Annotated in this window: 12 protein-coding genes; 9 read left to right on the top strand and 3 right to left on the bottom strand. The window is 58.6% G+C overall.

The features are described 5' to 3' along the window. Positions 1–106 precede the first annotated feature (106 nt). From AC07NR_RS22980 to AC07NR_RS22965, 4 genes are all read left to right on the top strand, one after another. Positions 107–4,792 (top strand): RHS repeat-associated core domain-containing protein, encoded by a 4,686-nt coding sequence (locus tag AC07NR_RS22980; protein ID WP_495079540.1) that lies wholly within the window; start codon positions 107–109, stop codon positions 4,790–4,792. Further along, positions 4,782–5,264, top strand: coding sequence for a DUF4265 domain-containing protein (locus AC07NR_RS22975; RefSeq protein WP_065259374.1), 483 nt, complete (start codon positions 4,782–4,784; stop codon positions 5,262–5,264). Before AC07NR_RS22980 ends, AC07NR_RS22975 begins: the two co-directional genes overlap by 11 nt. A 42-nt stretch (positions 5,265–5,306) precedes the next feature. Further along, on the top strand, positions 5,307–5,657 hold the full coding sequence (locus tag AC07NR_RS22970; RefSeq protein ID WP_134827452.1) for an immunity protein Imm33 domain-containing protein: 351 nt from the start codon (positions 5,307–5,309) through the stop codon (positions 5,655–5,657). Positions 5,658–5,745: 88 nt separating this feature from the next. Continuing rightward, positions 5,746–6,009 carry a PAAR domain-containing protein gene (locus tag AC07NR_RS22965; protein WP_495079539.1) on the top strand — a complete coding sequence of 88 codons (264 nt, stop codon included), beginning with the start codon at positions 5,746–5,748 and terminating at the stop codon, positions 6,007–6,009. Positions 6,010–6,169: 160 nt separating this feature from the next. Here AC07NR_RS22965 and AC07NR_RS22960 read toward each other — a convergent pair whose 3' ends face one another. Further along, a complete protein-coding gene (locus tag AC07NR_RS22960) occupies positions 6,170–7,318 on the bottom strand; it encodes an aldose epimerase family protein (RefSeq protein ID WP_495079538.1) in 1,149 nt (382 codons plus the stop codon). 245 nt (positions 7,319–7,563) lie between these two features. Between AC07NR_RS22960 and AC07NR_RS22955 the strand changes: the two genes are divergently transcribed. The 5 genes from AC07NR_RS22955 to AC07NR_RS22935 all read left to right on the top strand — a co-directional run bounded on the left by AC07NR_RS22955 (position 7,564) and on the right by AC07NR_RS22935 (position 11,597). Continuing rightward, a complete protein-coding gene (locus AC07NR_RS22955; RefSeq protein WP_495079537.1) occupies positions 7,564–8,313 on the top strand; it encodes a hypothetical protein in 750 nt (249 codons plus the stop codon). Between the two features lie 81 nt (positions 8,314–8,394). Continuing rightward, on the top strand, positions 8,395–9,609 hold the full coding sequence (locus AC07NR_RS22950; RefSeq protein WP_248741136.1) for an MFS transporter: 1,215 nt from the start codon (positions 8,395–8,397) through the stop codon (positions 9,607–9,609). Positions 9,610–9,711: 102 nt separating this feature from the next. After that, complete coding sequence (locus tag AC07NR_RS22945; protein WP_169431041.1) at positions 9,712–10,497, top strand: sulfite exporter TauE/SafE family protein; 786 nt, start codon at positions 9,712–9,714, stop codon at positions 10,495–10,497. 13 nt (positions 10,498–10,510) lie between these two features. Next, the gene (locus tag AC07NR_RS22940; protein WP_495079536.1) at positions 10,511–10,852 is read left to right on the top strand and encodes a hypothetical protein; all 342 of its coding nucleotides are present in this window, start codon (positions 10,511–10,513) and stop codon (positions 10,850–10,852) included. A gap of 181 nt (positions 10,853–11,033) precedes the next feature. Continuing rightward, the gene (locus AC07NR_RS22935) at positions 11,034–11,597 is read left to right on the top strand and encodes a DUF4174 domain-containing protein (RefSeq protein WP_248741134.1); all 564 of its coding nucleotides are present in this window, start codon (positions 11,034–11,036) and stop codon (positions 11,595–11,597) included. Between the two features lie 73 nt (positions 11,598–11,670). On the opposite strand, the gene AC07NR_RS22930 is transcribed toward AC07NR_RS22935, so the two are convergent. Together AC07NR_RS22930 and AC07NR_RS22925 are read right to left on the bottom strand one after the other, a co-directional pair. Beyond that, the gene (locus AC07NR_RS22930) at positions 11,671–13,833 is read right to left on the bottom strand and encodes an autotransporter outer membrane beta-barrel domain-containing protein (RefSeq protein ID WP_495079535.1); all 2,163 of its coding nucleotides are present in this window, start codon (positions 13,831–13,833) and stop codon (positions 11,671–11,673) included. Positions 13,834–13,930: 97 nt separating this feature from the next. Continuing rightward, positions 13,931–17,518 (bottom strand): ATP-binding protein, encoded by a 3,588-nt coding sequence (locus tag AC07NR_RS22925; RefSeq protein WP_495079534.1) that lies wholly within the window; start codon positions 17,516–17,518, stop codon positions 13,931–13,933.

Raw genomic sequence — 17,518 nt, 5'->3', positions numbered from 1 at the left:
TTCTCGGGGCGGCGAGCAAGGCGGGCAAGTTGCCAACGCTTCCGGCTCCAACCCTGCCAAAAACTTCTATTAAAACCGCGGGCCTGCCGGCGGGTGAGATGCTGTCATGACCACTGAAACTGCTGTTGTGAAACGTGAGCCTCAGGTTGCCGTCGTTCCGCTCAATGTTATCGACGCAAAGGATGTTGGACGCGGAGCGGCTAAATTCGATGCCTGGCTCCAATCCATCAGCGGAGGTGTTGTTACGCTTGACCGGATTAAAAACGTTGCGGGCTCGTTGCCGGTGGTTGGCAACATCATGGCGCTGGTCGACGCATTGGGTGACATCGTTACGTTATCCAAGAGCAAAAAGCGCGAAGTGCTCGATTGGGTCAGTCTGGGCATCAACTTGATAGGCGTGCTGCCTGCACCACCTAGCATGGCTGCGGCACGCATGAGTCTGCGGCCCACGTTGTTCCTGGTTAGACAGGAGTTGCGTAGCAGCGCAAAGATGTTGCTCGGCGACTCATTGATCGAAGTCTTGATTGGTCATCTGAATGCCACGATCGTCGGTACTATTGACGACTTCGCGAAACAGGCCCAGGGAAAGTTGGCCGGCATACTTTCTGATGCAGGCAAGCTTGGTGAGAGTGCGATCAACGAGATTGCGAAAGGACTTGAAACCGTTGTCAAAGGTGAGCTCGATACAAAGGGCTCTGTGCAGGCTGCGAAGAAGCAGATCAGCGCTGCTGGCGACAAACTGCTCAGTGATCCGAAGGCTGCCATAGGCAACATTTTCGGAGCGGTATTCAGCGCATACAAAGCTGCTGGTAAAGGGCTGGCCAATAGCGCCTCGCGGGCTCTGATGCCTGACGAGGTCAAACACCTGGTACTGAGCCATACCTCTACCTTGCGAGCAATGGGGCCGGAACTGCGCGGTCAACTGACCAAGCTGAGTGACCCAGGTGTCCAGCATTCGATCGGTTGGTTGCTCGTCATGCTGACTGGGGCCGTTGCCAGCTGGCGCAAGCGTAATGCTCATGGACAGAGCGCCAGTGTCAAACCGGGTGCGACCAGTAAAGCTCAACGTCAGGGTACTGATGGTCAACTGGGCGCGAGCAATAAGGAAAGCCCGGCAAGTCAGGCCGCGAAGGGGGATAAGAACGGTTGCTGTACCGGTACTTGCAACAGTATCAACTTTGCATTGGGCTCAGAATCCTTGAGCCACACCGACTTCAGCCTGCCCGGTCCATTCCCGATTGAATGGGTGCGTACTTACAGCTCTCGATTTGATGCATTTGACACGAGCGAGTTGGGAGCACGGTGGGTGACGGAGTTTTCTACCCGGTTTGACTGTCGGGGTGACGGATTAGTGTTTTTTGGCGCCGACGGTCGAAGTATTGACTTTCCATTGCCCAAGGTTGGCCAATTCCAATACAGCGCCGTTGAAAACGTCACACTCGTACGCTTGAGCGAAGATCAACTTTTGGTTTGCTTTGGTTTGGAGCGAAAAGAAACCTATGTGCGCCGTGGTCGCAGTTACTGGCTGACGAATGTGGTGATGCGTAATGGTGCCGGGTTGATGCTGCATTACGAGCATCGCCACGGTGATGTCTCTGTTCTTTCAGATCTGATCACTTATCAGGATGACGTGACTCAGGTTCTCCTACATGTAGGTACTCTCATCGACGACCATGGCCGGATAACAGGCCTTTGGGAAATTTGCGATGGTGCACCCCGGCGGCAACTCTGCAACTATCAGTACGATGACTTCGGGGACTTGGTTCAGGCACAAGACGAGAACGGGGCGACCTGGGAATACCAATACCAACACCATCTACTCACCCGATATACCGATCGCACCGGCCGTGGCATGAATCTGCAATGGCAAGGGCACACCGCTGATGCCAAAGCTGTTCGCGAATGGGCTGACGACGGCAGTTTCGATACTCGCCTGGATTGGGACGAAAACATTCGTCTCACGTACGTTACTGACGCACACGGCAACGAGACCTGGCATTACTACGACATTTTGGGCTACACCTATCGAATTCGATATCCGGACGAACGATCGGAGTGGTTCTTCCGCGATGAAGCCAAAAATGTGATTCGTCACGTTCATACCGACGGAAGTACTGAACGTTACAGTTATGACGAGCGAGGTAACTTGCTCGAGCACATAAGTCCCGACGGAAGTGTGGCTCACTACGCTTATGACGATCAGAATCAGTTGATCAGGATCAGCGATGCGGAGGGGGGGCAGTGGGAACGCGCCTACGATGACGCTGGAAATCTGGTGGAGTCCGTCGATCCATTGGGCAATAAGACGGAGTATGCCTATGACAAGGCTGGTCGACCTGTTGCTATCAAGGACGCCAATGGCAACGAAAAGAAACTCGAATACAACGATGCAGGCTTGTTGCTGAAATACACAGACTGTTCGGGTAAGGCCAGTGCCTGGGAATACAACGAACGCGGTCAGATGATCTGCTTCACTGATGCAGCGGGACAGAGTACTGAATACCAGTACGAGTCGGGACACGTTGTACTTGTTACGCATTCCGATAAAACTGAAGAACACTTTAAACGCGACGCCGAAGGGCGTTTGCTGACCCATGTTGATGGCCTGGATCGCTGCACGACCTGGACTTACACGGCAGCGGGGTTGATCGCCGAGAGAGTCGATGCTTGCGAACAGAGTCTTTGTTATCGCTGGGATCGGCTGGGGCGCCTGGTGGCACTCGAAAACGAGAACAATCAACGTACCCAGTTCCATTACGATCCGGTAGGACGACTCCTTGAGGAGACGGGGTTCGACGGTCGCACGACTCGATATCAGTACGATCCCGAAACTGGCCGATTGGCTCAGGCTGTATCCGCAGAGCGCGTTATCTCGATGACATTCGATCCGATGGGACGATTGATCGGGCGTCACGCGAGTCTTGGCGAGACAGCTCAAAGCGAGACCTTTGCTTACGACGGCAATGGAAACATGGTCATGGCCACGAACGATCAGAGCCGCCTGCAGTGGTTCTATGATCCGGCGGGCAATCTGACGAGAGAGCACCAGCACTATCTGGGTCTTGAGCAGCCGACAGTTGCTATCTGGAAGCATGAGTATGACGTGCTCAATCAATGCGTTGCGACGACTCGCCCAGACGGTCACCGTGTCAGTTGGCTGACCTATGGCAGTGGCCACTTGCTTGCGCTGCGTCTGGATGAGCACGAGCTGGTCGGGTATGAGCGTGACGACCTGCATCGAGAGGTTGCCCGTCATCAGGGCAACCATTTATTGCAAACGCAGAAGTGGGACCCTGCTGGTCGTCTGCAAGAGCAATTACTGGCGCGAGTGGATGACAAGTCCACATTGCTCAAGCGCGAATACAAGTATGACGCTGTCGGCCAATTGTCCGAGCTCAACGATAGTCGCCGAGGCCCAGCAGTCTATCGCTATGATCCGGTCGGGCGATTGCTCAGTGCCGTGAGCCGTAATGGGTTGGAGACATTCTCTTTCGACCCGGCCAGTAACCTGCTCGATGAAAAGGCTTCAGAGGTACGCAGGCCTCTGGAACTCGATCCTCCACGCAGCAAGCTTCTGGATAACCTGATACGCGAGTATGCCGGTACCCACTATGAATACGACGAGCGCGGAAATCAGACGCTGCGTTGGCACAATGGCAACCGCAGTCAAATGCGGTGGGATTTGTTTGATCGACTGGTTCATTTTGAAGACTCTCGTCTCTCTGTCGAGTTTGCTTACGATGCGCTGGGGCGTCGGATTTACAAGAATTCGACGGCGCACTTCAAGCATCGTCACGAAGCCGGTTCGCACTGGAATCGAAATGAACAGGGACGCATACAGCGTGAGCTCGGTTGCAGCCTGACACTCTACGGCTGGGATGGAGACAATTTGTCGTGGGAAAGCAGCCCTGCCGACATGGACGGCGGTACCGGGCGTACCGTGCATTACATTTATGAGCCGGGCACGTTTATACCCATAGCGCAGGCGCTTCGACAGAGTCCGATCAATTTGGTTGGTCAGCCTGAGTACCTCGGGAGTTACAGCCTCGATGATGACCCGTTATGGGCTCATGAGCCGAAGGCGCAACCCTTCGATGTGTTGGCCTGGTATCAGTGTGATCATCTGGGGACTCCCCTCGAGCTGACAGACCAAAAGGGGCAGGTGGTGTGGGCAGCTCGTTACCAGGCGTGGGGACAAGTAAAGGAAGAGAAGACCAGTTTTGCTGTCCAGCACGGATTGACCAACCCCATACGTTTCCAGGGGCAATATCACGACCATGAAACGGGTCTGCACTATAACCGCTACAGATACTACGATCCGCAGGTCGGGCGCTTCATCTCGAAGGATCCGATAGGCCTGGCTGGTGGTATCAACCTTCACCAATACGCACCTAATCCAACCCAGTGGATCGACCCGCTTGGTCTGGTGAAAAAAGCCCCGTCAAAGGTCGCACTGAAAGATGGTCATGGAGCATCGGCTCAAGACATGGCGGCGAGCAAGGTCGGTGGTGGCAGTCGGAAAGGGCAGTCTGCTTGCCGCAAAAAGCTTATTGCCAAGAGCAAGCCTGTGGGTGTCTACAAGTGCTGGCGTTGTGGACATACCTCTACAAACCCGGATGACATGCACTTGGGCCACAAGAACGTGGCGACGTCCAATGGTGGCAACCTCGCCGATGTAAACGTGGATCTTGAGGGTGCATCCTGTAACCTGAGCGCTGGGAACAGTGGTTACGTGAAAGAAGGTATGTCGTGTGTTGAACGTGGAAGCTGCGGAGCACCGTATGGACGATAGAAGCGCACCTGTTTTGATTCAAGTATTCGTCGCAGATGACGATGGCCCGGTGTACGAGGAACTGCCGGCTCGACAGGTTGCGGAGGATACATATGAGCTGCTTTCCTCTCCGGGCCTGGCGCTGAATCTGGCACGGGGTGATGTGATCTCGATCAAGAACAAAAACGCCCATGCAGACGTGTTGAAGCGAGGTGGCAATTTTTGCATCCACATTTATGCCGATTACATTCCCCCTGAGGAAATAGACGGACTTGAACGAGGTGTCGGTCTTGAGCTGGGTGGAACACTGGACGGTGTACATGAGGGCAACCTCTCGCTAGCCGTCCCGGCGATCAATGGGATGGATAAGATCAATCAGTTTTTTGATCGGTTTAGCGAGAAAACCGGCATCCAATGGTATTACGCAAACATCTATAAAAACATTGATGACGACGAGGACGAGACGCTTCTGAACTGGTGGCTTCAGAGTTGAAGTGATGGGCGAAGAACAACACGGTGGTCGGAGGAAAATCTCTTGAGCGAGCTTGAAACGACCACTCCCGACTCGTCTCAGAGAATACTCTGTGAAAAATATGGGCTCGCCATCCAGCCCCCTGAGGACATGGTTGCTGTCGCCCTGAAGACACTCGGCCGATCTCCCATTTACGGCAGTAGAGTGGAGCCGCCCGAGGGAGGAAATGTAAGTTGGTTCATTCACTGCGGAGAGTATTGCGCTGCGGCGGATGATTTTTACCAGGCTGTCCATGTTCGCCACTTGAATGAAATTCTGCCGCAGACGGTGAGCTTTCTCTCTCTGCCCACAGGGGCAAAGTTCATTACTGATGCGCAAGGGTATGAAGACGTATGGATGACTGAGAAACGATAAATATAGGAACCGGAGGAAAACCGGTTTCAATGCTGCTCAAGACAACGTTGAAGTATGAGTAATCAATACTTGTCAATGGAGTGACGTGATGAAAGACGCAATCCGCTTGGGCGACTCCACCACTCACGGTGGGAAGGTGCTCGAAGCATTCTCCCAAACCAACCTCAACGGTAAGCCAATTGCCGGGGTGGGTCACAAAGTCAGCTGTCCCTTATGCAAAGGGGGTTTCCCTATTGCCGAGGGCAGCAGCACCTACACCGTCGATGGCGTGCCCATCGCGCTGGACGGCATGAAAACCGCCTGTGGAGCCGCGTTGATTTCCAGTGGCCCGAAAGGCGCCGTAATCAGCTGAGTCCCTGAATTTCGGTTACTTCTGTCTGCCTTGATCGATATTTAGAGTGGGCAGCGCCAGTCCAAGGCTTCAAAAAGCAAAAAGATCGCAGCCTGCAGCAGCTCTACATCAGGATTAATTTTCCCCTGTAGGCGCTGCCGCAGCCTGCGATCTTTTGCTTTTACTTCGCAGAAAACTTCAACACCACGCTCTGGGTGTAGGTCTGTCCCGGATCCAGTCGGGTGCTCGGGAAGTTCGGCTGGTTCGGCGAGTCCGGGTAATGCTGAGTCTCCAGAGTGAACGCGCCCCAGTGCGGATAGACCTTGCCACCCTTGCCCTTGACCGTGCCGTCGAGGAAGTTGCTGGTGTAGAACTGCACGCCGGGTTCGTTGGTGAACAGTTGCAGGTGGCGACCGGATTGCGGGTCGCTGACTTCGGCGGCGAGTTTGCTGACGTCACCCTTGGTGTCCAGCGCCCAGTTGAAATCGAAGCCACCGTGTTGCGGTTCGGCGAATTTCAGTTGCGGGTGATCGGCTTTAATGTGCTGGCCGATGGCGGTCGGTTTGGTGAAGTCCATCGGCGTGCCGGCCACGGGCGCCAGTTCGCCGGTCGGGATCAGTTTGGCGGTGACCGGGGTGTAATGGCTGGCGTGCAGGGTGGCGACCTGCTTGAGGATGTCGCCGTTGCCGGCGCCGGCGAGGTTGAAGTAGCTGTGGTTGGTCAGGTTGAGCACCGTCGGTTTGTCGGTGCTGGCCTTGTAGTCGATGCGCAGTTCGTTGCTGTCGGTGAGGCGGTAGGTCACTTCGGTGGTGAGGTTGCCGGGGAAACCCATTTCGCCATCCGCCGACAGGTAGGTCAGGGTCACGCCGACCGAATCCTTGTCCTTGGTTTCCGTCGCCTTCCAGACTTTTTTGTCGAAACCCTGAGTGCCGCCGTGCAAGGCATTGGTCTTGTCGTTCTGTGGCACTTGATAGCGTTTGCCGTCGAGCTCGAAGGCGCCATCGGCCAGGCGATTGCCGAAGCGGCCGATGGTTGCGCCGAAGTACGCGGTGCCTTTCTGGTAACCCTGCACATCGTCGAAACCGAGGACGATGTCGTCGAGCTTGCCGTGTTTGTCCGGCACCTGAAGGGCCTGCAAGGTCGCGCCGTAGGTGATGACCGTGGCTTGCATGCCGTGGCTGTTGCGCAGGATGTATTGCTCGACGGGTGTGCCGTCATTGGTTTTGCCGAAGGCTTTGTGTTCGCTGGACAGGCCGGCGGCCTGGGCGGAGAGGGTGGCGATCATCAGGGACAGTCCGAGGCCGCAGAGTGAGTGTCGGGATTGAAGCATGGTTGACCTTCCTTTTTGTTGTTGTTTTCAAAATCATTAAATAGTCATGCTAATTATCGTTCGAATGAAAATTTATAGACGATTAAACGTTTATTGCAAAAATAAAGTCGGACTAAATGGTGAGGCGCCAAACGCCGAAAGTCGGGAAAACGCTGCGGCACTGCACTTTTGCGCAATCCCCGGCTCTATCCATGGCCAGGTTGCGGTGACTCCCGCCGCACAGGAATGTGTCCGTCAAAGAATTCATGCCGAGAGTTTTGCACCCCATCGCTGCATTCATTCATCGCCCGTGCCTGTTGCTGGCCTGCCTGTCGACCCTGTTGCTCGGCGCTTGCAGTCATCAGGACGGCAACAATTTCATCACCCAGATGCGCGAGGGCAGGCCCCAGGAGTTTCTCCAGACCAGCGTCGACCGCATGGCTACGCTGGCGATGCGCGACAACCTCGACAGCCTCTATCGCCTGATGGGCAAGTTGTACCTGCGCAACCCGGACGAATTGCGCAAATCCGGCTTCCTCGACATTCGCACGGCGGTCAAGCAGGTGCGGCTGGCGATCGAACAGCAGCAACCGTTGCCGACGCTGGGCGGAAAAAAAGATCTCGCAGCGTTGAGCTATGCGATGAGCCCGGAGTTTCTCGGTGACCGGGTCGGCGCCTTCATCTATGCCATTGGCAGCATGCTGGTCACCGCCCACGGCAATCGCACCGAGTTCTACATGACCGATGCGATCAACCCGACCTTCGTCAACAACGCCGCGCGCAACATCGAGAAAGCCACCTGGATCCTCGCCCAGCGGCAGAACAAGGAAGGTCAGCCGCTGCTGTTCTCCAATGAGATATCGGAGGAGGGCAGCAACCTGAGCTTCGCTACCGAGTTCGGCAAAGTCGTGGCGCGCCTGGACCTGCTGACCCAGATGCTTGACGAGCGCTACCGGCGCATCGGTTTGAATTACGCCCAGAGCTTGCTGTTTTTGAATTTTTTGCCCGTGCAGTAAGCCAGGTCGGGTAGAGTGGCGGATGACAAGGTTTGTATACAATCTTTCGTCCGATTTGACTCAAAGGGAGCTGCACCTGTCATGACCGACCCCGCAAGCGCCGAATACACTAGCCTGGAACGTGCCACCCGCACCGACAAACTGCCTTACGCCGCGCTGCTGGCGTTTGCCATGACCGGCTTCATCGCCATCCTCACCGAAACCCTGCCGGCCGGTCTGTTGCCGCAGATCGGCGCTGGCCTCAACGTCAGCGAAGTGCTGGCCGGGCAACTGGTGACGCTGTATGCGCTGGGCTCGATTGTCGCGGCGATTCCGCTGACGGTCGCCACCCGAGGCTGGGGGCGCAAGCGGGTGCTGCTGATGACGGTCGGCGGGTTTCTGCTGTTCAACACCGTCACCACGTTTTCCACTCATTACGGCGTGACCCTGGCGTCGCGGTTTTTGGCCGGGATGGCGGCAGGGCTTTCGTGGGGAATCATGGCCGGATACGCCCGGGGCATCGTGCCGGTGCATCAGCAGGGCCGGGCGCTGGCGATTGCCATGCTCGGCACCCCGGTGGCGTTGTCGCTGGGCACGCCGGCCGGCACCTGGCTGGGCAATGTGATCGGCTGGCGCGCCTCGTTCGGGATCATGTCGGCACTTGCTTTGGTGTTGGCGGCGTGGATCGTTATCGCGGTGCCGGACCGTCCGGGTCAGGCCCGTGCCGAACGTTTGCCGCTGATGCAGTCACTGCGCTTGCCCGGCGTACGCCCGGTACTGTTCGTGGTGCTGACCTGGATGCTCGGCCACAACATTCTCTACACCTATATCGCCCCGTTCCTGATGCAGGCCGGCCTCGCCGAGCGGGTCGATCTGGTGTTGCTGGTGTTCGGTCTGTGCTCGCTGCTGGGAATCTGGATCATCGGTCTGCTGGTGGATCGCTGGTTGCGCGGACTGGCCCTGATCAGCCTCGCGGTGTTTGCCGTGACCGCACTGGTGCTGGCGCTGGCCGCACCGTCGCCGTGGCTGATTTATGCCTGCATGGCGGTGTGGGGATTGTCGTTCGGCGGTTCGGCTACGTTGCTGCTCACCGCCGCAGCGGACTCTGCCGGTGAACATGTCGATGTGGTGCAGGCGATGCTCACCACCTCATGGAACGTGGCGATTGCCGGCGGCGGATTGTTTGGCGGGTTGCTGCTGGACCGGGCGGGGGCGATGTCGTTTCCGTGGGCGCTGTTGATTTTGTCGCTGATTGCGCTGGCCACGGTGTGGATCAATTCCACCCACAGTTTCAAACCTGGCCGGCGGCAGCACTGAAGCACGAAATGGCATAACGATAGATCGGATCGATATAGGTGGTTATAAGAAAAATCGCTATGCTGCGGGCCAGATTTTTCCTGTCGTCTTCTGGATGTCTTCATGGAATTGGCAAATTTCGGCCTGGTGATTGCCGGGCTGGTGGTGGGCTTTATCGTCGGCATGACCGGTGTCGGCGGCGGTTCGTTGATGACGCCGATCCTGCTGTGGTTCGGTATCAACCCGGCCACGGCGGTAGGCACTGACCTGCTGTACGCCGCCATTACCAAATCCAGCGGCGTGCTGGTGCACAGGAAGAACAAGAACATCGACTGGGCCATCACCGGCTGGCTGACCCTGGGCAGTGTCCCGGCGGTGGCGATGACCTTGTGGTTCCTCAGTACCCTGCACACCGCGCCGGATGCGATGAACGCCATCATCAAGCAGGCGCTGGGCTTCGTGCTGTTCGCCACGGCGCTGGCGATTCTGTTCAAGAAGCGCCTGCTGGAATTCGCCCACAAACGCGCCGGCGGCAACTACAACCCCAGCGGCACTCGCTTGAATATCATGACCGTGATCACCGGTCTGATCCTCGGCACCATGGTCGCCCTGACCTCCATCGGCGCCGGCGCCCTCGGCACCGTCGCGCTGTTCATCCTTTATCCGCTGCTGCCGACCCGCCGCCTGGTCGGCACCGAAATCGCCCACGCGGTACCGCTGACCCTGGTCGCCGGCCTCGGTCACGCCAGCATGGGCAACATGGACTGGGGCGTGCTGGGCTTCCTGCTGGTGGGTTCGTTGCCGGGCATCTGGCTCGGTAGCCACCTGACCGGTCGGGTCTCCGATGAACTGCTGCGTCCGTGCCTGGCGACGATGCTGGTGCTGATCGGTTACAAACTGGCGTTCTGATCGGCAGGCAGCCATGAGCGAAACAACATTCCATTGCAATGGCCGCCTCGCCATCAAAGTCGAGCCCCGGGAAATGCGCATGAGCCACTGGCTCTACGCGCCACTCGTCGTCGATCAGCAGCGCCAACAGACGTTGCTGGACTTGAGCGCAAGCCAGTGGGATCTGATCTCCAGTGAAGAAACAGCCGACGGCATCGACCTGTTGCTGCGCAAGTATCCGGGCGACATGCCTGCGGTGACCTTGAGCGTCAGCCTCGCTGATGGAGCGCTGCGGCTTGAAGGCCGACGTGTCGATTCGTCCGGGCTGGAAGCGGCGCTGGATTCGGCACTGCTCCAGGCGAGCACTTCTGGCTGAATCGTCATCCCGATACGGTCATAAAAGGTAATCAAATGCGCGACATGATCGAGCGCATGCGGTTGCGCAAAATCGTTGCTGACCTACGCTTTGAACAAGGCGAAACATATTTGCCGGGCAACCCCGGAACAATCGCCACGATGCGCAATCATTAGAGCGTGGATATCAAAAGGAGATGCGCATGCTCATCAGGTCATTGACCCTGACACTCTTGCTGGCGATTGCCGGCCCCTTGTTCGCCGGGGACAACGATTCCCCTCTGGATGTCGACAAAGGCAATTACCGCCCCTTGATCGTCATCGCCAGCAGTACGGTCGACCCGGTCTGGGTGAGCCTGAAAAAGTCCCTTGAGGATCCGGCCAACAAGCAGGGGATCGCTGACCGCAAGCTCAAGGTCTACACCATCCTCAATATGGCCGGGCAGCTCGACGGCAAGGATCTTGGCCAACAGGACACCATGGCGTTGCTGCGCTCGCTGAAGCTGGGCGCCGGGGCCTATCCGAAAGTCTTTCTGATGGGCAAGGACGGGGAAACCAAACTGTCGGCCGCCGGGGACGAGGCGAAGTCGGTGGACCTGAAGAAAGTCTTCGACACCATCGATGCATTGCCCGCCGCCGAGAAGGAACTGGTCGCCGCGCCTCCACCTCCAGCGGCCACCGAGGCGGCACCGGCCAAGGGAACGAAGAACGGCAAGCCGGCAAAACCTGCGAAGCCCGCCAAGCCGCCGGAAATGCCGGATGATTGAGAGCACGGTTCGGGTGACCTGAACAAAAAATGGTGAACGGATTTTTCCGTTCGCCATTTTTATTGCCCGCAAATTACCAGTTGTAGCGATACCCGACATTCACCGCCCAGGGCTGTTCGATATCACGGCCTTTGGCGTACTGCCCCTCGACATACACATGGTGGTTTTGCGCTGCCGTCAGCACCAACCCGCCACCCAGTTCCGCCCGTGATCCCGGCAAGCGACTGTCCAGGCGTGCGCCGTTGACCTTCACTTCGCTGTCGCCGGCATGTTCGGTGACCCATGCAGCCTTGACGTACGGTTTGATCCGCAGGCCCTTGTCCAGTTGCAGCTCGCGCCCGAACTGCGCACCGACCCGACTCTGCACCGAGGTCATCGCATCCTGCTGTACATCCAGTCCATTACTGGCGGTGTAACGTCCGCCGCTGATGCGCGTCACCTGCATGCCGACCTGAGGTTCGACGAACCAGTCCCGGCCCAGATCGATGACCTTGCCGATCTGTGCCTCGGCACTGACCGCATGGTTGTCGTAATGAGCCTTGACCGGTTCGCCGAGGTTGCTGGTGATCTTGATCTCATTGTTCAGCCGCGAATATTTCAGGGCGCCGTCGACATACAACCCGTCCTGATCCTGATAGCTGGCGTAGGCGCCCAGCGTGGTGCTGTCGATCGTGCCTTTACTGCGCTCACCGAAATCCTGGCGGCCCTGACCCAGGCCGAACAGGGCGCCGACATACAACGTTCCGCTGGCCGTCGGCAGCGCGGTGTCGGCACCGATTTCCATGCCGTTGGCCTGTTGCTGAAAAGCGCGACTGGTGCGGGTGTCGAGTTTTTGTTCGGCGCCGTAACCGCGAGCCCAGATGCCGCCCTGATCCTTGCCCGAACGCAAATCGGAAAAGTGCTGTCGGGTGCTGCCGTTTTGCGCATCGAGCAGCGCGGCGGTGGCGGCCTGGCTGGCGACGGCGGCGTTCGCGCCTTTACTGAGTATTTGCGGTTGCGGTTGCGGTTGCGGCTGCGGCTGAGGCTGAGGCGTCGTGGGCGTCACTGTCGGTTCAATCACCACCGGTTGCACCACGGTTTCCGGTTGGCCATCGACCGGTGGAACCTGCGGCTCCTGGATACTTTCATCCGGAGTGCTGATCGCCGGTTTGCCCAGATACCAGTCATTCCCCTGTTTCTGCAGCGAGTAGCGGTAGGCCCCGGCATCGACCGTGCCGCCGAACAGCTGGAAATCACCGCTGCCGCCATTGCCCTCGACCAGCTTCAGAGCTTGCTGTGCGCCGCTCGGTGCGTTGCCGGAGTCGGCCACCACCAGTGTGTGCAGATCGCTGATTGTGCCTTGCACCTTGAGCAGGTCGCCGCGCAACGACGCCAGATCGGTGTTCATTGCAAACGTTCCGTTGCCGGTCAGCGGGCCGTTGATGGTCAGGGTGTGGAATGCGCCGGTAACGGCGGGGTCGGCAAATTCGACCCGGCCATCGAGGCGGTTGGCTCCGTTCAATGCGGCGTCACCTTTGAGGCGCAGCAGGGCACCGTCGTTCAGTGTGGTGTCGCTGGCGGTGGCTGCGGCGCCCAGCACCATCAAGCCGCCCTGGTTGACCGTGGTATTGGAGACCGTCGTGCCGGCCACGCTGGTCATCGTGCCGCCCAGATTGATCCGCGTATCGTCGACCGATGCGGTGTCGTTGACTGCCAGTTCGCCGCCGGCATTGACCGTGGTCTGTTGCGCATGACCATTCTGGTAGACAGTCATCAGGCTGTTGGCGACGCGGGTATTTTTGGCCAGCGCATCGCCGTAGACATACATCTGGCCACCGTCGAGCCGGGTGTCGCTGACTGCGGCGTTTTGCGTCACTTCAAAAAAGCCGTCGTTGACCCGGGTCGTCAGCGCTGTGGCAGAACCGATCAATACCAGTGTGCCGTTTTCCATCAGGGTGTCGGTGAGCTTCGCGCTGTCACGGGCTTCCAGCCATCCGCTGTCCTTGATCGTGGTGCCGCTGGCCACGCTCTCATCAAGCAACTGAAGGGTGCCAAGGGTCACGATGCTGTCGGTCAGTGTTGCGCCGGTGCCGGCCAGGACAGTCGAGCCGTTATCGACCAACAGGTTGCTTTGTGGCGAGGTCAGGCAAGGCAAACCGTCGCAACTGGCAGCCTGCGCCACCATGGGTGCGGCACTGAGCACCAGCAGGGCACCGGAAAGCGAAACCCGAGAAAACCGTACATTCAACGCAAGCATGATGATCCGCCGACAACCGTTGTAAGAGGCGGCGAATTCTGCTCAGGCGAGTAGTCAGGGTAACGCAGGCACTTCCCAAGTATTTGTAGGAAGCGTCCTACACAGAAGCACTGTGCAAGGCCACTTGCAGGTGCGACTGCAAACGCTTCATCTGCTGGCCGAAAGCTTCGAACAGGCGATGCACCTCCTGGCGTGTGGTGCTGACTTCGCAGGTCGCTTCCAGTTGTTCGCATGCAGCGATCAACGGTGCAGCATGAATGATCCGCGCGCTGCCGAGGATCTTGTGGCAGCAGCGTTTCATCCCGGATAAATCACCGGCCTGGAAAAGCGCCTGCATGGTTTCGAAATCTTCCTGGTTGGTGCGCAGCACCGTGGCGAGCAGTTGCCGGGTCATGCTCAGGTCGCCTGCGGTGATGGCAGTGACCTTCGACAGATCGAAGCACGGCGCAGTGGCCTGAATGGCCCGTTCGGCTTCGCGCAGGTAGCGTTCGAGCACAGGGCGGGTAAGGGGTTTGAACAGGCAGTCGTTCATTCCGGCCTCGAGGCAGCGCTGGATCTCCTCGGGGCGGGCATTGGCCGTCAGCCCCAGCACATGGGTCGGTGCACGGCCTTCGGCGGCTTCGATGGCACGCAACTGGCGGGTCATTTTGTCGCCGTTGAGCAGCGGCATGTTGCAGTCGGTGATCAGGTAATCAAAGGTGTCTTCCCGCCACAGACGCAGGCCTTCGATGCCGTTTTCGGCGCAAGTGACGCGCATCCCCAGGGACTCCAGCTGACGCTGCAGCACCACGCGGTTGAACTCGTGATCCTCGACGATCAACACATGGCGCACAGGCAGTGGCGGCAGCGTTTCATCGTTGGTTACCTGAGTTGCCTCGTCGTCCGGCAGGCACTTGACCAGCAGTTCCAGGGTGAAGCAGGCGCCTTGTCCCGGCTGACTCTCGCAGGTCAGTCGGCCGCCCATCAGCTCGGTCAATTGCCGGCAGATCGACAGCCCGAGACCGCTGCCGACCTGAACCTCACGATCACTGATCTCGAATTGGGTGTAGGGCTGGAACAGGCGTTGGCGCTGCTGTTCGTCGAGGCCGATACCGGTGTCGCGGACCGTCAGGCGCAGTCGGGCCAGTTCGCCGTCGGGCTCCAAACGCAGCTCGACCGTGACGGTTCCCTGAGCGGTGAACTTGATCGCATTGCTCAGCAGGTTGGAAAGAATCTGCCGAAACCGCAGTGAGTCCAGCTCCAAGGCGCTGTCGGCGTGGTCGCTGATGAAGTTCAGTTCGAGGTTTTTCTGCCGGGCCAGACTGGCGAATCCCTCGATCACCGTGCGCGCCAGCGGTTCGGGATGGCAGCGGCTGTTGCGCAGTTCGAACTGGCCGGCCTCGATTCGGGTCAGGTCGAGAATCTCGCCGATCAATTCCATCATGCCGCCGGCAGATTGCTGGGCGATATCGATCAGTTCGGTGTCGTCCGGACGCGGGGCGGACTGGTGACGCAGCAATTCGAGCACGCCGATCAATGCGCTCATCGGTGTGCGGATCTCGTGGCTCATCACTGCGAGGAAATGACTCTTGCCCCGGTTGGCCGCCTCGGCCTGATGTTTGGCCGCCAGCAATGCATGTTGCAGATGCTGTTGCTCGGTGAAGTCGATCCAGCCGCCGATCACGCCGGTCATGGTGCCGTCGGAATCACGGTAGGGCAGGGCCCAATGGTAGATGTGGTAGGTCTTGTCCTTGACCGTCATGGTGAAGTTGTCGAACGACGGTTCACCGCTTTCCAGCGTGGCGCGGTGGATGCGTTTGTACTGGTGGGCAGTGTCCAGCGGCAGGATATTCGCCTCGATCAGGCCTTTGTTCAGCACTTGCTGCGGCTCGACTTCCATCACTTGCAGATACGCACGGTTGCAGCTCAGCAGCAGGCCTTTGCGGTCACGCACGTAGATCGGGTGCGGCGTGCCGTCGACCAGCACCTGCATGAACAGCAACTGATCGCTCAAGGCTTTTTGTGCCTTTTGCCGCTCGGCGATCTGCCGGCGCAAACCCAGGTTCCACGCCAGAATCACCAGCAGCACGGTCAGCAGCGCCAACACCGCACGCAGAATCCAGTTCTTGTAAGTGCTCCAGGTGTCCTGGCTGTCCTGGGAATTCTGCCAGCGGCTGGCCAGTTCGCTTAACTCGTCCGGGGCGATATCGAGCAGTGCCTTGTCGAGAATCGAGACCAGCATGGCGTTCTGTTTGCCGGTGGCAAAACCGATCAGCGCCGGTTGTGCACCGAGCACCGAATCGATTTGCAGGCGACCACGAAAAAAACGATCAATCAAATACGCCGCGCCCATTTGCGGCTGGATCACGCCATCCACCTGGCCTTCGGCGAGCAGTTCATAGGTCTCGATCGGCGTGTCGACCTGCACCGTGCGGATGTCCGGCCACTCGCGCTCCAGCCAGTTGGCGGCGGCCGAATCCTTGATGATCGCGACGCGTCTTCCCTTGAGGCCCGCAAGACCTGGGCGTTCCGCTTGGGTGCGGGTGACCAGTACGAACGGATTGATTGCATAGGGCCGGGAGAACACCAGATGTTCCTCGCGACGGGCGCTGTAGGTCATTGCTCCGATCAGACTGGGCGGATCCCGTTGCGCGCGACCAGTCACGGCGTCGATGGACGACATCTTGCTTGGCCGGAACGTCAGGCCGGTACGGTCGTTGATGGTCTCCAGCAGATCAGCGGCCATGCCCCTGAGCTGGCCTTCGTTGTCGAAGAAACTGAACGGTGAATACAGGTCGTTGGCCAGCACTTCGATCTGCGGATGGTCCTTGATCCATTGCTGTTCGGCGGCCGTCAGTTGCAGGCGGTTGTAACCGAGTTTCGGGTTGGCGCCGATGCCCCAGCGCCGGGCGATGACCGTGCGTTCCTGGGGCGTGATCTTCGCCATGGCGGCATTGAGCAGGTTCAGCAGTCGCGTATTTTCCTGCTGCGTGGCAAAACTGAAGCCCAGGCCTTCGGAGTCGCGCTGGATGGTCTGTTTCAGGCTTTGCTGGTAGCTGCGTTCGAGCAGGTATTGCGCGGAAATCGCATCGGTCAGCAGCACCATTCCTTCGCCATAGGCCACTTGGCCGAGGCCTTGCTGGGTCGAATCGACGGCTTGAAGAGGGTGTCCAGGGAACAACGACGCCACCCGCTCCTCGGTGATCCAGTCCTGATCGAACAGCACCGTGGTGCCGGCCGGTAACCGGTCATTCGGCCAATGGGTGCCGAAATGGCTGATCAACACGGCCTGATCGTACGCGTAGGGCGCACTCAGGCGCAGATCGTTGTAGTTCGCTTCGAGGTGGTTGATGCGCGGGACCAGATCGACATTACCCCGTTGCAAGGCGGCGAGGGCGTCCGACTGGCTGGCGTATTGCTCGACTTCCACGCGCAGGCCGAGGCTGCGAGTCAGCAGGTCAAGATAGTCGGCCGACAGCCCTTCGTAATCCTTTTGATTGGCGGTGAGGTCCAGCGGCGGTCGATCCGGCGCATAGACCCCGGCGCGCAACACGGTGTTGTTGGTCAGCCATTGGTGCTGGGCGCTGGTGAGGGGCAGATCGAGCCGATTCTCACCGGCACGGCTGAGCAGGTTCAGCGGCCCGGCATTCGCCGCCAGCGCCAGCAGCGACAGGCTCAACGCGCTCAGCCATCGCCCGAACCTCAT

The sequence above is a fragment of the Pseudomonas sp. GW821-FHT09C09 genome (assembly GCF_059418105.1).
Note: the sequence above shows the minus strand (reverse complement) of the source record. Positions and strands in the feature narration are given on the sequence as shown.

What these genes read in the sequence shown, in the direction of transcription:
- AC07NR_RS22940 (WP_495079536.1), top strand. Translation starts at nt 10,511, where the DNA reads ATGAGCGAAACAACATTCCATTGCAATGGCCGCCTCGCCATCAAAGTC.
- AC07NR_RS22935 (WP_248741134.1), top strand. Translation starts at nt 11,034, where the DNA reads ATGCTCATCAGGTCATTGACCCTGACACTCTTGCTGGCGATTGCCGGC.
- AC07NR_RS22980 (WP_495079540.1), top strand. Translation starts at nt 107, where the DNA reads ATGACCACTGAAACTGCTGTTGTGAAACGTGAGCCTCAGGTTGCCGTC.
- AC07NR_RS22960 (WP_495079538.1), bottom strand. Translation starts at nt 7,318, where the DNA reads ATGCTTCAATCCCGACACTCACTCTGCGGCCTCGGACTGTCCCTGATG.
- AC07NR_RS22955 (WP_495079537.1), top strand. Translation starts at nt 7,564, where the DNA reads ATGCCGAGAGTTTTGCACCCCATCGCTGCATTCATTCATCGCCCGTGC.
- AC07NR_RS22930 (WP_495079535.1), bottom strand. Translation starts at nt 13,833, where the DNA reads ATGCTTGCGTTGAATGTACGGTTTTCTCGGGTTTCGCTTTCCGGTGCC.
- AC07NR_RS22965 (WP_495079539.1), top strand. Translation starts at nt 5,746, where the DNA reads ATGAAAGACGCAATCCGCTTGGGCGACTCCACCACTCACGGTGGGAAG.
- AC07NR_RS22975 (WP_065259374.1), top strand. Translation starts at nt 4,782, where the DNA reads ATGGACGATAGAAGCGCACCTGTTTTGATTCAAGTATTCGTCGCAGAT.
- AC07NR_RS22950 (WP_248741136.1), top strand. Translation starts at nt 8,395, where the DNA reads ATGACCGACCCCGCAAGCGCCGAATACACTAGCCTGGAACGTGCCACC.
- AC07NR_RS22945 (WP_169431041.1), top strand. Translation starts at nt 9,712, where the DNA reads ATGGAATTGGCAAATTTCGGCCTGGTGATTGCCGGGCTGGTGGTGGGC.
- AC07NR_RS22925 (WP_495079534.1), bottom strand. Translation starts at nt 17,518, where the DNA reads ATGAGGTTCGGGCGATGGCTGAGCGCGTTGAGCCTGTCGCTGCTGGCG.